The following is a 12,706-nucleotide window of genomic DNA, read 5'->3' on the forward strand; positions in this document are numbered from 1 at the left end:
ATCAAAAGAGGAGGCTGTAAGAGCCTCCTCTTTTGTATATTTTTCCATATCGTTAAAAAATAATCAATAGTTAACATATTTGTTATAATATATAAAAATATTAGAAATAAAATTGGTTCAACTGTCACTTTAAGATAATATTGTATTAAATTGAAAATTTTACTGTTATATTATTGACGACTTATGTCAAAAACGGTATAATGAACAAAAGAGGTATTTTTGTGTAACATGAATAAATATCATGTCGTTTATTTATGCCTTTATCCCTTATTTGCGGGAATAAGCCGATAACAGTTCGTACTGTAACAGAAAATTCTTGAGAACGAGGAAGAAAAATGGAAGAAAAAGTGATTGAAATCGATTTGAAGGCACTCGTCAATATTTTCAGGAAACGATGGGCGTGGATCGCCACCAGTACCATTGCTGGCTTCCTGATTCTGCTGATGGTGTCTTTATTTATGCTCCCCCGAAAGTATACCTCCTCTGTTTCGCTTTATGTGAACAACTTGACGTCGGTTTCCCTGACCGGCGATGTGAACATCAACGATATTAACGCCTCCCAGAAGCTGGTTGACACTTATATCGTTATTTTGCAGGACGACGATGTGCTGCAGCAGGTGGCGGACCAGCTGAGCACGCCCATGACAGCCAGAGAATTGTCCGGCGTGATTTCTATGCAGTCGGTAAACCAGACTGAAGTGCTCCAGATTTCTGCTGAAACTGTCAGCCCGGAGCTCTCTGCCGAGATCTGCAACACCTTGGCCGAAGTTGCTCCGTCTGTTCTGCAGCGGGTGGTAAAAGCGGGTTCGGTCGAAGTGATCGGTTCTGCGAAAGCTCCGCAGAATGCTTCCTCCCCCAATGTGAAGCTCAATTCGCTGCTGGGCGCTCTGATTGGCCTGGCTCTTTCGATTGGCGCCAGCATCATAATCTACTTGCTCGACAACACAGTAAAAGGCGAAGAAGATTTGAAGGCTCGTTTGGATGTTCCAGTTTTAGGCGAAATTCCGAGCTTTGACAATGCTGTTACAAGGAGGGAACACAATGTTCAATCAAAATAAGAAACCGAACAGCGCTTCTTCGCGCGTTCAGAATAAATTGACCCAAGCCATCCCGTTTCAGATTGTAGAAGCCTACAAAAACGTCCGCACCAGCTTGCTCTTCTCGCTGGCTCCCGCCTCCCAGAAGAGCATCGTGGTTTCCAGCGCTGAACCGGATACCGGAAAATCCACCACCTGCTCCAACCTGGCAATTACTATGTCCCAGACGGGAGCCCGTGTGGTGTTGATCGACGCAGACATGAGAAAACCGGTTCAGCATAAAATTTTTCAAGTGAACAACACCACCGGCCTTTCTGAGCTCCTCAGCGGCTTTGCCAATTTGAACGACGTCATTCATTCGGATGTGGCGTCCAAACTCGACCTAATTACTTCCGGTCCCATTCCGCCCAATCCGTCGGAACTGTTGGGCTCTGAGAGCATGGAAAAGCTTCTGGAAGTGCTGTCAGAGCATTACGACTATATTTTTATTGACACTCCTCCCATCAATGTGGTAGCCGATTCCCTTCTGCTCTGTGGCAAAACTGCCGGCACCCTTCTTGTGACGCGGCAGAAGCAAACTACCTATGATGAGCTGGACAAGGCCATTGACAATATCAAAAGCATCGACGGCAATATTTTGGGTGTCGTCATCACCGACGTCAAAGAGCATGAAAAGCCCTATGCCTACTATAAAAGTTATAAATCTTATGATTATCAGTACGGAAGGTCGTAGCAGGTATGCTGACAGATTTTCATTGTCACTGTCTGCCTCAGATGGACGACGGGTCACAGTCTGTGGAGATGTCCCTTCAGATGCTGCAAAAGTTACGGCTTCAAAACGTAGGCAAAGTTATTGCGACGCCGCATTATTATCCTTATAAAGAAGACGTCGCCTCTTTCCTGAAAAGGAGAGAGGTTTCTCATAAATCCCTGTCGGAGCGTATGATAAGCTCCAAATTACCGGAAATCGAACTGGGGGCTGAAGTCCACCTCTCCAGGGGCCTCTCGAAAGAAAACCTTTCCGGCCTCTGCACCGAAAGTGGAACGATTCTTCTGGAATTGCCCTTTCGCAGCTTCAAGACCTGGATGATGGAGGAAATTGAAAACATTACCTATCAGTTCTCGGTGACCCCTATTATTGCCCACATCGAACGATACCTACCGTTGTACCAAAAGGAGGATTTTCAACGACTGCTCTCTTTTGAGGAAGCAGTTTGGCAGATTAATAATTCGGCCTTTTTACATTTGAAGAGCAGGAGTTTTGTCCGAAAACTCATTCGCCAGGGTCACCGGGTTGTTCTGGGAAGCGACGCCCACAATCTGTCCGACCGCGCCCCGGATTTCGATCAAGTGGAAAAGTATCTGAAAAAATATCCGCTTGCCCACTGAGAAACGGGCCGCTGTGATCAGAACTGATTGTATAAACGTATGATCCTTTTTTAAATGGGGAGAGAATTGATGGACAAGATAAAAGATAAAAATTCAGATTCATGCAGGTTAAAGACTGCAGCGAATAATGTAAAGAGAAAGAAAAAAGCCATTGAGCACTGGGAAGTAATCGCATTCTATCTATTTGTTTATGATATCTTGGCGATGAACTTTGCTTACTTTCTTGGACTCTGGATGCGCTTTGATTTTCATTTTTCCAACATTCCAAAAGAGTATCTCTATGCCTTTTTGAAATTCGCGCCTTTTTATACCGTGTTTTCCATTGTGGTGTTCTATTTTTTGCGCTTGTATAAAAGCATATGGCGCTTCGCCAGCTTCAATGAACTAAACAGGATTCTTTTTGCGTCGCTGGTTACGGCGGCATTTCACACGATAGGTATTACTGCCTTTGTACAGCGAATGCCAATATCCTATTACCTTGTCGGCGCAATGACCCAGTTCATGCTGGTTGTCGCCGTTCGGTTTGCTTACCGCTATATTCTGCTGGAGCGGAAAAGGCGGGAGAAAAGCGTTCAGGCGGTGCGCCACGTGATGATTATAGGGGCTGGATCCGCAGGACAGGTGATTTTAAAGGAGCTTATCAACTCCAAACGCGCTGACGCCAAGCCCTGCTGCATCATCGACGACAACTCCAACAAGTGGGGGCGCTTTATCGAGGGCGTGCCAATCGTAGGCGGCCGTGAAGACATCCTTGTAAATGCAAAGAAATATAAGATCGACCAGATCTTATTTGCGATCCCCACCGCGACAATGGAACAAAAACGCGATATTTTGAACATTTGTAAAGAAACCGGCTGCGAAATGAAACGGCTGCCGGGTGTTTATCAGCTGGTGAACGGAGAAGTGTCTCTGAGCAAAATGAAGTCGGTTGCCGTCGAAGACCTGCTGGGAAGAGACCCGATCAAGGTCAATATGGATGAAATTTTCCAATACATAAAGGGAAAAACGATCCTGGTTACCGGAGGCGGCGGTTCCATCGGCAGCGAGCTGTGTCGTCAAATCGCGGGACACGAACCGAAGCAGTTGATTATTTATGATATCTACGAGAACAACGCCTATGATATTGAACAGGAACTGCGTACCTCTTATCCTAACTTGGATTTAAAAGTCCTGATTGGCTCTGTCCGGGACAGCAGGAGGATCAACGGTATATTTGAGCAGTATCGTCCGGAAATCGTTTACCATGCTGCCGCGCATAAACACGTTCCCTTGATGGAATCGAGTCCCTGTGAAGCCATCAAAAACAATGTCATCGGCACATATAAGACGGCCTATGCAGCTCTGCAAAACGGATGCCAGAAATTCGTGCTCATCAGTACCGACAAAGCGGTAAATCCCACCAATATCATGGGAGCCAGCAAACGGCTCTGCGAGATGGTCATCCAGAGCATGAATCTAATCAGCAAAGAGGGCAGGGGAGATTTACTGCCGCCAATTGGGTCGTACTGCAACTCGGAAGACAGTTTACAGGATGCCGAAGGACGTTCGAATTCGGATAAAATCAAACTTTCCGGCGGTGGGAAAGACAGGACAGAATTCGTTGCCGTGCGTTTCGGAAACGTGCTCGGCAGTAACGGCTCGGTCATCCCACTGTTCCGCAAGCAGATCGAGAAAGGCGGACCGGTCACGGTAACACACCCCGACATTATCCGCTACTTTATGACGATTCCGGAAGCAGTGAGCTTGGTGATGCAGGCGGGAACCTACGCCAGGGGCGGGGAAATTTTTGTCCTCGACATGGGTGCGCCTGTCAAAATCGACACCTTGGCGCGTAACCTCATCAAGCTCTCCGGCTATAAACCCGACGAGGACATCAAAATCGTTTACACCGGACTGCGGCCTGGAGAAAAGCTGTACGAAGAAAAACTGATGGCGGAAGAGGGCTTAGATAAGACGCCCAACGAGCTGATTCATATCGGCAAGCCCATCTCCTTCGATGTGGAGCAATTTTTTGAACAGTTAGAAAAGCTGGCCGAGTGTAGCTATTCCGAAAGCTCTGAGATTACAAGCCTTGTCGAATCCGTGGTGCCAACCTATCATTCGCCCGATTCGGATTTGGAAACCGGCAAGGATGTTTATGAGACTTTGATGAAGGAAGCTTCTGCTACAGCGGGACAAAAGCAGTTGGCGTAAAGGCGATCCTAATTGGATGAAAGCGGCAGACAGCTTTGAGGACGGCGAATATATTAACGAGGAGGAAGAATAGCCTGCAGGCGCTTTCAAAAACTAGCGTAGGATGGTTGTTCTTTAATCTATAACAGGGATGGTGATGTTGTGGGTAAAAGACTGCTTTTATTGGGAGCCGGAGGACACGGAAAATTCGTGTACGAAGTTGCCCACAGCCTTTGCGATAGGGACGGAACTCCTTTGTATACAGTGATTGATTTTTTGGATGATGCCGTCTCTGACGCTGTGGGTAAAATGGCTGAATTGGAATCTATTGGAAGGAATTATGACGCCATATTTTGTGGGATTGGAAATAATGCATTTAGGCGGGAGTTGATGGAACGGACTGCTAAAATGGGAAAGGAGATTCCTGCCTTAATCCATCCCTCCGCTTATATCAGTTCCAGCGCCATTGTAGAAAAGGGGACAATAGTTGAGCCTAAAGCAATCGTCAATACAAACGCCTGGGTACAACAAGGCTCGATTATCTCTGTAGGTGCCATCGTAGATCATGACGCAGTTATAGGCTCCTATTCTCATGTGAATGCTGGGGTGATCTGCAAAGCTGGAAGCCATATCGAGAGTGGTAGAAAGCTGGAAGTAGGAGAAGTGGTCAAGGGCTATTAGGGCTTAGTCTCCTTACGAGTAGTCTTTAGAATGCTGAAAGGAAAGTGAATAGACCAAAATGAAAATGAGGAATTTAGGTAATACGGATATCACGATATCGGAATTGGGTTTTGGCTGTGCTAGTGTATGGGGGAAGAACTTCTTTGTCGAACAGGAGGCGATGGATTTATTCCAAACAGCTGTGGAAGAGGGAATTACGTTTTTTGATACAGGATATTCCTATGGCCATGCAGAGGAACGGTTAGGAAAATGTCTTCAGCAACTTGGCACCCAAAAAAGAAAAGAACTGACTATCGCTACAAAATGTGGAACCAGGATCAGTGACACCCCCACGGTGTGTGTGTATCATGATTGGAGTGTTGAATGGCTGAAGCAGAGCGTAGAAATCAGTTTGAAAAGACTTCATACGGATTATCTTGATATGCTTCATCTTCATGGCCCCAAAATTAACGAGATGACAGATGAAGTGTTAAAATTTATGAATGATTTAAAGGCCCAAAATGTTGTAAGGGCAATAGGTGTTAATTCATTTGACACAGATGTGTTGTCGTATATTTGCGATAATCGGTTATTTGATTTTGTTATGCTTGATTACAATATTATGCGCCAGGATAGAGAAGAGCTAATTAAACGTTTGTATAAGAATGGAATTGGAGTAATTGCAGGTGCGGCACTGGCGCAGTCATTATATTCTAACAGAGTATTTCAAATACATGAAAAAAAGGATATTTGGTATCTTCTTAGAGCGTTGAAAAATTTTAGAGGACATATGTTTGAAGGAAGAAAATATAGATTTATAAATAAAATTCCAAATTTTACCGGCAGCCAGATAGCTCTCCGATATGTTATGGACAATCCATATGTATCATCTGCGGTGTTTGGAACTACAAATCTGCAACATTTAGTGGAAAATGTGCAGGCAACAAATATGATTTTACCTGCTGATATATTGGAAAAAATAAGGAAAAATGGGCGGTTTAGTAGCGAAAAATTAGATCGTCATTAGGAGGATCAGTATTTATGTCATACTTGGTAGTCGTTGCCCATCCAGACGATGAAGTTTTGGGAGCCGGGGCGACTATGTATAAACTCGCTCAGGCGGGAAAAGAAGTCAATGTTTGTATCATGTCAGGACAGGCCCAGGCGCGAGCCTTCCGCCCCAGTGATAGCGAACTGCAATCCGACACGGAACATTGCATGAAAATGCTGGGAGTCTATAAAGTGTATACGGGAGATTTCCCCAATATCAAATTAAATACGGTTCCTCATTTAGAGTTGGTACAGTTTATCGAAAAAGCGATGATAGATTGTAAGGCTACGGTGGTTTTTACCCATCATCCGGCAGACTTAAACAACGATCATCTACATACTTCGCTGGCTTGTCAGGCCGCTGTTCGTTTGTTCCAGAGGAGAACGGATATTGAGCCGCTAGAGGAACTATTGTTTATGGAAGTCCCTTCCGCGACGGAATGGTCTTTCAACAACGCAATGAACAAGTTCCAGCCAAACACCTTCATTGAAGTGGGCAAGGAAGCTGTCGATAAAAAGGTGGAAGCCCTGTCCCAGTATCGCGGAGTAATGCGTGATTACCCTCATCCTAGAAGTATAGAAGCGATTACTGGTCTGGCTGCCTATCGAGGGGCACAGTCGGGCTGTAATTATGCCGAAGCGTTTGAATGTGTATTTAGAAGAGTAGTCCTAGGAGAGTGAGAAATGTATAAATATTTGAAAAGAGCCTTTGATATTGTTTGCTCTTTCCTTGGGCTTCTGGGCACATTGCCACTTTGGCTGGTTGCCGTCATCGGAATTGAAATTTCCGATCCGGGACCGGTATTTTATATGGCTCACAGAGTTGGCAAGGGTAACCGCACCTTTCGGATGTTTAAATTTCGTTCCATGCGGCAAGGAAAGGCCAATGAAGCTGTGTTCCGCGGCGATGAAGACAGAATATTTCCTTTTGGGCAATTTATTCGTGCCACAAAAATAGATGAACTTCCCCAACTGCTCAATATTTTTATCGGAGATATGTCCATCGTTGGTCCTCGACCTGCTGCCGTAGATCAATTACAGATAGTAAGAGGCGGGAAATACGCTGTTGTAGGCAATGCACAGGCAGGGTTGACCGGACCATCAGCGCTTTACGATTACATATATGGCGATACCATTGAGGATGCTGATGATTATGGGAAAATGGTATTGCCGACTCGGCTTGAATTGGATGTATGGTATGTCGAGCATATGTCTGCATGGCTGGATCTCAAGATGATTTGGTGGACGATAGTTTGCGTATTAGCTGAAATATTCCATAAAACAACACCGAAGATCTATAGCGAACTGGTGGGGTATGTTGAAGTAACATAAAGTGATAAAAGTTTTAATGATTTGAAAAGATAGGAGAACAGAATGAGCGACAGATTGAGAGTTATCGTGATGACACAGAATGATCGCTTTTTTATTCCTGAGAATATATATAAAGCGTCTCAAGTTTGCCAAATAGTTGAGATAGTAGAAGTTAATTGCAAATCTTCGTTAGATAACAAATTAAAGGATTACTATAAATGGTTTGGCTTTACGCAATGTGCTAAAATGGGAATGCTAACCATTTATCGAGAGTTACAAAAGTATGTTGATAGAATGTGTAGTTATAAAAAATATCATGGTTTTTGTTCTGTAGGTGATGTGGCCAAGGCACTGAGTGTTGTGCATCAGATTATTGCTGATAGTAATGATAGGAATTTTGTAGAACATGTCAGACGATTAAAACCGGATCTGATTATTTCATATTCGGCACCTCAGATTTTTAAAGAGGAATTGCTTAACGTGCCCAAATATGGAGTGATTAATGTCCATGGTTCTTTACTGCCCGACTATAGAGGTTGTTTACCCTCATTCTGGTATCTCTATAATGATGAAAGATTGGGTGGTGCCACAGTCCATTACATGAGTGCCAAGATTGATGATGGAGCGATTATTGAGCAGGATAGTGTGGATATTTCGGATTGCAAAACCATGTTTCAACTCATGAAGAAAACAAAGAAACTGGGTGGTGAACTTATGGTTAAAGCCATTGGAGATATATCTACGGATAAAATTAATGTACGGCCTAATGAGAGTGAAAAAGGTAGCTATTATACTTGGCCTACTGTAGAACAGGCTAAAGAGTTTATGGCTAAAGGATACAAATTAATTTGATGGTATATGAGGCAAGAAGTATATGAAAATTCTGGTGGTATGTCAATACTACAAACCGGAGCCTTTTCGCATTTCTGAAATCTGTGAGGAACTTGTTAAACGGGGAAATGAAGTAACGGTATTGACTGGACTTCCCAATTATCCTATGGGAGAAATATACGAAGGTTATCGAAAAGGTAAAAAACGAGATGAAGTAATAAATGGCGTTAGTGTGCATAGATGCTTTACAATTGGCAGGAAACAAGGTGTAGTTCATCGATTTCTTAATTATTACAGTTATGCGATTTCTTCTACAAGATATGCCAAAAAAATTAGAGAAAAATTTGATGTAGTGTTTGTTAATCAGCTTTCTCCAGTGATGATGGCGAACGCTGGAATTACTTATAAAAAAAGAAATCGCGTACCACTTATTCTGTATTCATTGGATCTATGGCCAGAATCTTTGGAATGGGGTGGAATCAACCGTTCCTCTCCAATATTCAAGTATTTTCATCGAGTTTCTAAGAAAATATATGAACAGGCAGATTGTGTTGCAGTTACATCGAAGTTATTTGCTCGGTATTTTGCTGATGAATTTAATATCAACCAGGTAGAATATTTGCCGCAATTTGCAGAAGACATATTTTCTTCTGATATAGTGGAGAACGAGCGAACAGGTGAGGATATTAACTTGGTTTTTGCAGGAAATATTGGAGTGGCACAGAGCATTGTGACGATGATTAAAGCCGCTGATTTGGTGAAAGATATAGGACGATTGAAGTGGCATATTGTAGGTGACGGGTCTGAATTAAATCGACTGAAGAACTTATCCAGCAGTATGCATATGGACAATGTAGTTTTTCACGGAAGAAAGCCTTTAGAAAAAATGCCAGAGATTTATGCAAAAGCAGATGCCATGCTAGTTACAATGCAAAAAAGTTCTATACTTTCCTATACTTTACCCGGAAAAGTACAAACATATATGGCGGCAGGAAAACCTATTATCGGTGCGATAGATGGAGAAACTGCTTTGATTATCAAGGAAGCACAGTGCGGATTTTGTAGCGATGCTGAGGATGCAGAGGCACTGGCTGAAAATGTTAGGCGATTTATCGCCTCAGACGCAAAGGAGCAGATGGGTAGAAATGCTCGATCGTATTATGATCGGCATTTTAGTAAGGAAAAGTTTATGGAAGATTTGGACAGTATTTTTTATGAAATAATACAACAGTAAAAAGATGATGGTATTTTTCAGTATGTGGGCGCTGATTCCATATAGAAGTATCGAACTGATAGAGATTAAAGAAGAGGTAGCAGTTGATGGGCAAATTAAAGGTAACCCTAGTTGCTCCAATCCCTCCTCCGTATGGAGGAATTGCCAATTGGGTCGTTTTGATGCAAAAATATATGCAGTCCAGAGCAGATGTAGAGCTCGTTGAAATTGTCAATATCGCACCAAAAAAACGCGGACTTGATGGGCGCTCCTTATGGAATCGGGTTGTTGGACAAGGCTTGGAGATGCTTCGGCTGAACCGGGAACTCAAACACAAGATAAAAGAAAAAAAGCCGGATGTTATACATATGACAACTAGTGGTCAGCTCGCTATTATCCGAGATATTTTATTTTTGCGTACCGCAAAGAAACTGGGAATACCAACGGCCTATCATATACGTTTTGGACGAGTGCCAGAGATAGCAGAGAATAATACGTTAGAATGGCGCTTTCTGAAAAAAGCAATCGATTTATCCAGTATGACAATAGCCATCGATGATAAAACCTATAAAACCTTGAAATATCATTTTGCTGATGATCGTATTCAAAAGGTTGCGAATCCGTTTGATATCAGCAACGTTAATGTAAAGCAGACATCAGTGGGAAAAAAAGAAGTAATGTTTCTCAGCTGGTGTATAAAAACAAAGGGTATAGAGGAGCTTTTGGCTGCTTGGGACAAGCTGTATACTCAGCACCTTGAATGGATATTGAAATTGGTTGGTCCGATAGATGATAATTATAAACAGGAGTTGCAGAGCAGGTTTTCGATGACGAATGTCCAATTTGAAGGCGAGAAAAAACATGAAGACGCAATGCAGCTCCTCAATGAAGCCTCGGTGTTTATTTTGCCCAGTTATACAGAAGGCTTTCCAAATGCAGTTTTAGAGGCAATGGCATTGGAGAAACCCATTATAGCAACAGATGTAGGTGCGATAGCGGAAATGCTTAGCAATCATTCAGGAATCGTAATTCCTCCTCATAGCGAAGAGGCAATCGTGGATGCATTAGATACGGTGCTATCTGATGAAAAATTGCGTTGCGAACTAGGACAAAATGCAAAAAAACATCTGATAGATGACTACTCAATCGATGTGGTGTTTGAAAAATACAAAACTATCTGGAGTAAGGTGGCGCGGCAGCAATGAAAGTTTATGATTTGTTTCAGCTATTTTCCCGACTGCTCAACAAACTTATTATGAATCCAATTATAAAAGCTTCTTTTGACACTTGCGGAAAAGACGTTGCTGTCGGAAGACGATTCCGGGCATATGGCATCAGCAATATAGTAGCCGGAAATGATATTGGCTTAGGTGAAGAAAATCTTTTGATGTGTACCAGAGCCAAAATCCATATAGGAGACCATGTAATGACTGGTCCACGGGTTACAATGATTACAGGTGGACATCGTTATGATATCAAGGAGCGTCCTATGAAAAGCATTGGTAATGAGGAAAAACTGCCGGAAAATGATTTGGATATTATACTGGAAGGCGATAATTGGATTGGCGCCAACGCTACCATTTTAAAAGGAGTTACAGTAGGACAAGGCGCTGTTATAGCGGCAGGAGCAGTCGTCACAAAAGATGTTTTGCCATATAGTATCGTAGCAGGTGTTCCGGCCAAAATGATAAAAATGAGATTTGAGGAGAATGATTAAAATGTCTTTGTATGAAAAAATCAAAAATCGTGAGGAATCATTGTCTTTGGTAGGTCTTGGCTATGTCGGCATGCCGATTGCCATTGAATTTGCAAAACGCGGTGTTAAGGTGATTGGCTTTGACTTAAATGCGGCAAAGATAGAACTGTATAAGTCTGGAATTGATCCTACGAATGAAGTGGGTGATGAGGCGATACAGACATCTACCATGGAGTTTGCCGCTGACGAGTGTAAGCTCCGTGAAGCTAAATTTCACATTGTGGCAGTTCCGACGCCGGTCAATGACGACCATACGCCCGACCTTACCCCCGTAGAAGGAGCGAGCCGTATTTTGGGCAGAAATCTCACGAAAGACTCCGTGGTCGTATTTGAATCCACCGTCTACCCTGGTGTTACCGAAGATGTTTGTGTCCCTATTCTGGAGAAAGAATCCGGTTTGAAGTGCGGAGTTGACTTTAAAATTGGTTATTCCCCGGAGCGGATCAATCCCGGCGATAAAGTGCACCGTTTGAACACTATTACCAAGATTGTTTCTGGTATGGATGATGAGACCCTTGATACAGTCGCTAAAGTATATGAAATCGTAGTGGATGCCGGTGTACATAGAGCGGAGTCTATTAAAGTAGCAGAAGCTGCCAAGGTCATCGAGAACAGTCAGCGTGATATTAATATTGCGTTTATGAATGAGTTGTCCATTATTTTCAACAAGATGGGGATTGACACCCAGTCTGTACTGAAAGCAGCTGGGACAAAATGGAATTTCCTGAATTTTTACCCGGGACTGGTTGGCGGTCATTGTATCGGCGTTGATCCGTACTACCTGACCTATAAAGCAGAAGAATTGGGATATCACAGCCAGATCATTCTGTCTGGCAGACGTATCAACGACGATATGGGACGATATGTAGCGGAACAACTTGTCAAAAAGCTCATTGCTGCGGAGTTACCTGTCAGAAACGCAAGGGTGGGCATTCTGGGATTTACCTTTAAGGAAAATTGCCCAGACACTAGAAATACAAAAATTATCGATATTGTAAAGGAACTCAATGAGTATGGAATCCAGCCGATGATTGCTGACCCGGTTGCCGATGCTGACGAGGCGGAGAGATTGTACGGCGTGAAGTTCTGCAGTATGGATGACATCAAAGAGTGTGATGCAGTGGTTCTGGCCGTTGCCCATACCGAAATTGCGGCGTTGACCATAGCTCAGATCGATGAAATGTTCAAATCTAGTGAAAACGCCCAAAAGGTTCTGATTGATGTGAAGGGAATCTTAAACCGCAAAGAATATGAAGCAGCTGGATACAGCTATTGGAGACTGTAAAA

General features: G+C 43.2%; 13 protein-coding genes. All 13 read left to right on the forward strand.

Features of this window, described 5'->3' with window-relative positions:
- The first annotated feature begins 335 nt into the window (after window positions 1-335).
- The 13 genes from H8710_RS08295 (at window position 336) to H8710_RS08355 (ending at window position 12,704) form a co-directional block, all read left to right on the forward strand.
- Window positions 336-1,058: a YveK family protein gene (locus H8710_RS08295; protein ID WP_249295019.1), complete on the forward strand. Its 723-nt coding sequence runs from the start codon at window positions 336-338 to the stop codon at window positions 1,056-1,058.
- Window positions 1,042-1,770 carry a CpsD/CapB family tyrosine-protein kinase gene (locus tag H8710_RS08300; protein WP_249295020.1) on the forward strand — a complete coding sequence of 243 codons (729 nt, stop codon included), beginning with the start codon at window positions 1,042-1,044 and terminating at the stop codon, window positions 1,768-1,770. The genes H8710_RS08295 and H8710_RS08300 overlap by 17 nt, the downstream gene beginning before the upstream one ends.
- A 5-nt stretch (window positions 1,771-1,775) precedes the next feature.
- Window positions 1,776-2,426 carry a CpsB/CapC family capsule biosynthesis tyrosine phosphatase gene (locus H8710_RS08305; protein WP_249295021.1) on the forward strand — a complete coding sequence of 217 codons (651 nt, stop codon included), beginning with the start codon at window positions 1,776-1,778 and terminating at the stop codon, window positions 2,424-2,426.
- Between the two features lie 69 nt (window positions 2,427-2,495).
- Window positions 2,496-4,619 carry a polysaccharide biosynthesis protein gene (locus H8710_RS08310; protein WP_249295022.1) on the forward strand — a complete coding sequence of 708 codons (2,124 nt, stop codon included), beginning with the start codon at window positions 2,496-2,498 and terminating at the stop codon, window positions 4,617-4,619.
- Between the two features lie 141 nt (window positions 4,620-4,760).
- On the forward strand, window positions 4,761-5,279 hold the full coding sequence (locus H8710_RS08315) for a PglD-related sugar-binding protein (RefSeq protein WP_249295023.1): 519 nt from the start codon (window positions 4,761-4,763) through the stop codon (window positions 5,277-5,279).
- A 58-nt stretch (window positions 5,280-5,337) separates the two neighbouring features.
- Window positions 5,338-6,285, forward strand: coding sequence for an aldo/keto reductase (locus H8710_RS08320; RefSeq protein WP_249295024.1), 948 nt, complete (start codon window positions 5,338-5,340; stop codon window positions 6,283-6,285).
- Between the two features lie 14 nt (window positions 6,286-6,299).
- Window positions 6,300-6,989: a PIG-L deacetylase family protein gene (locus tag H8710_RS08325; protein ID WP_249295025.1), complete on the forward strand. Its 690-nt coding sequence runs from the start codon at window positions 6,300-6,302 to the stop codon at window positions 6,987-6,989.
- Window positions 6,990-6,992: 3 nt separating this feature from the next.
- Entirely contained in the window at window positions 6,993-7,640 is a 648-nt protein-coding gene (locus H8710_RS08330; protein ID WP_249295026.1) for a sugar transferase, read from the forward strand.
- Window positions 7,641-7,682: 42 nt separating this feature from the next.
- Window positions 7,683-8,471: a methionyl-tRNA formyltransferase gene (locus tag H8710_RS08335; protein ID WP_249295027.1), complete on the forward strand. Its 789-nt coding sequence runs from the start codon at window positions 7,683-7,685 to the stop codon at window positions 8,469-8,471.
- A gap of 22 nt (window positions 8,472-8,493) precedes the next feature.
- Window positions 8,494-9,684: a glycosyltransferase family 4 protein gene (locus H8710_RS08340; RefSeq protein ID WP_249295028.1), complete on the forward strand. Its 1,191-nt coding sequence runs from the start codon at window positions 8,494-8,496 to the stop codon at window positions 9,682-9,684.
- A gap of 86 nt (window positions 9,685-9,770) precedes the next feature.
- Window positions 9,771-10,868: a glycosyltransferase family 4 protein gene (locus H8710_RS08345; protein ID WP_249295029.1), complete on the forward strand. Its 1,098-nt coding sequence runs from the start codon at window positions 9,771-9,773 to the stop codon at window positions 10,866-10,868.
- Complete coding sequence (locus tag H8710_RS13375; protein WP_283242820.1) at window positions 10,865-11,380, forward strand: acyltransferase; 516 nt, start codon at window positions 10,865-10,867, stop codon at window positions 11,378-11,380. Before H8710_RS08345 ends, H8710_RS13375 begins: the two co-directional genes overlap by 4 nt.
- Window position 11,381: 1 nt before the next feature.
- The gene (locus tag H8710_RS08355; RefSeq protein WP_249295322.1) at window positions 11,382-12,704 is read left to right on the forward strand and encodes a nucleotide sugar dehydrogenase; all 1,323 of its coding nucleotides are present in this window, start codon (window positions 11,382-11,384) and stop codon (window positions 12,702-12,704) included.
- Window positions 12,705-12,706 lie beyond the last annotated feature (2 nt).

This window comes from Fumia xinanensis (assembly GCF_014384905.1).
In the GTDB taxonomy this organism is placed as follows: domain Bacteria; phylum Bacillota; class Clostridia; order Oscillospirales; family Ruminococcaceae; genus Fumia; species Fumia xinanensis.

Bases quoted from the DNA above. Each gene is read 5' to 3' on its own strand.
- H8710_RS08295 (WP_249295019.1), top strand. From the start codon at position 336: ATGGAAGAAAAAGTGATTGAAATCGATTTGAAGGCACTCGTCAATATT.
- H8710_RS08300 (WP_249295020.1), top strand. From the start codon at position 1,042: ATGTTCAATCAAAATAAGAAACCGAACAGCGCTTCTTCGCGCGTTCAG.
- H8710_RS08305 (WP_249295021.1), top strand. From the start codon at position 1,776: ATGCTGACAGATTTTCATTGTCACTGTCTGCCTCAGATGGACGACGGG.
- H8710_RS08310 (WP_249295022.1), top strand. From the start codon at position 2,496: ATGGACAAGATAAAAGATAAAAATTCAGATTCATGCAGGTTAAAGACT.
- H8710_RS08320 (WP_249295024.1), top strand. From the start codon at position 5,338: ATGAAAATGAGGAATTTAGGTAATACGGATATCACGATATCGGAATTG.
- H8710_RS08325 (WP_249295025.1), top strand. From the start codon at position 6,300: ATGTCATACTTGGTAGTCGTTGCCCATCCAGACGATGAAGTTTTGGGA.
- H8710_RS08330 (WP_249295026.1), top strand. From the start codon at position 6,993: ATGTATAAATATTTGAAAAGAGCCTTTGATATTGTTTGCTCTTTCCTT.
- H8710_RS08335 (WP_249295027.1), top strand. From the start codon at position 7,683: ATGAGCGACAGATTGAGAGTTATCGTGATGACACAGAATGATCGCTTT.
- H8710_RS08340 (WP_249295028.1), top strand. From the start codon at position 8,494: ATGAAAATTCTGGTGGTATGTCAATACTACAAACCGGAGCCTTTTCGC.
- H8710_RS08345 (WP_249295029.1), top strand. From the start codon at position 9,771: ATGGGCAAATTAAAGGTAACCCTAGTTGCTCCAATCCCTCCTCCGTAT.
- H8710_RS13375 (WP_283242820.1), top strand. From the start codon at position 10,865: ATGAAAGTTTATGATTTGTTTCAGCTATTTTCCCGACTGCTCAACAAA.
- H8710_RS08355 (WP_249295322.1), top strand. From the start codon at position 11,382: ATGTCTTTGTATGAAAAAATCAAAAATCGTGAGGAATCATTGTCTTTG.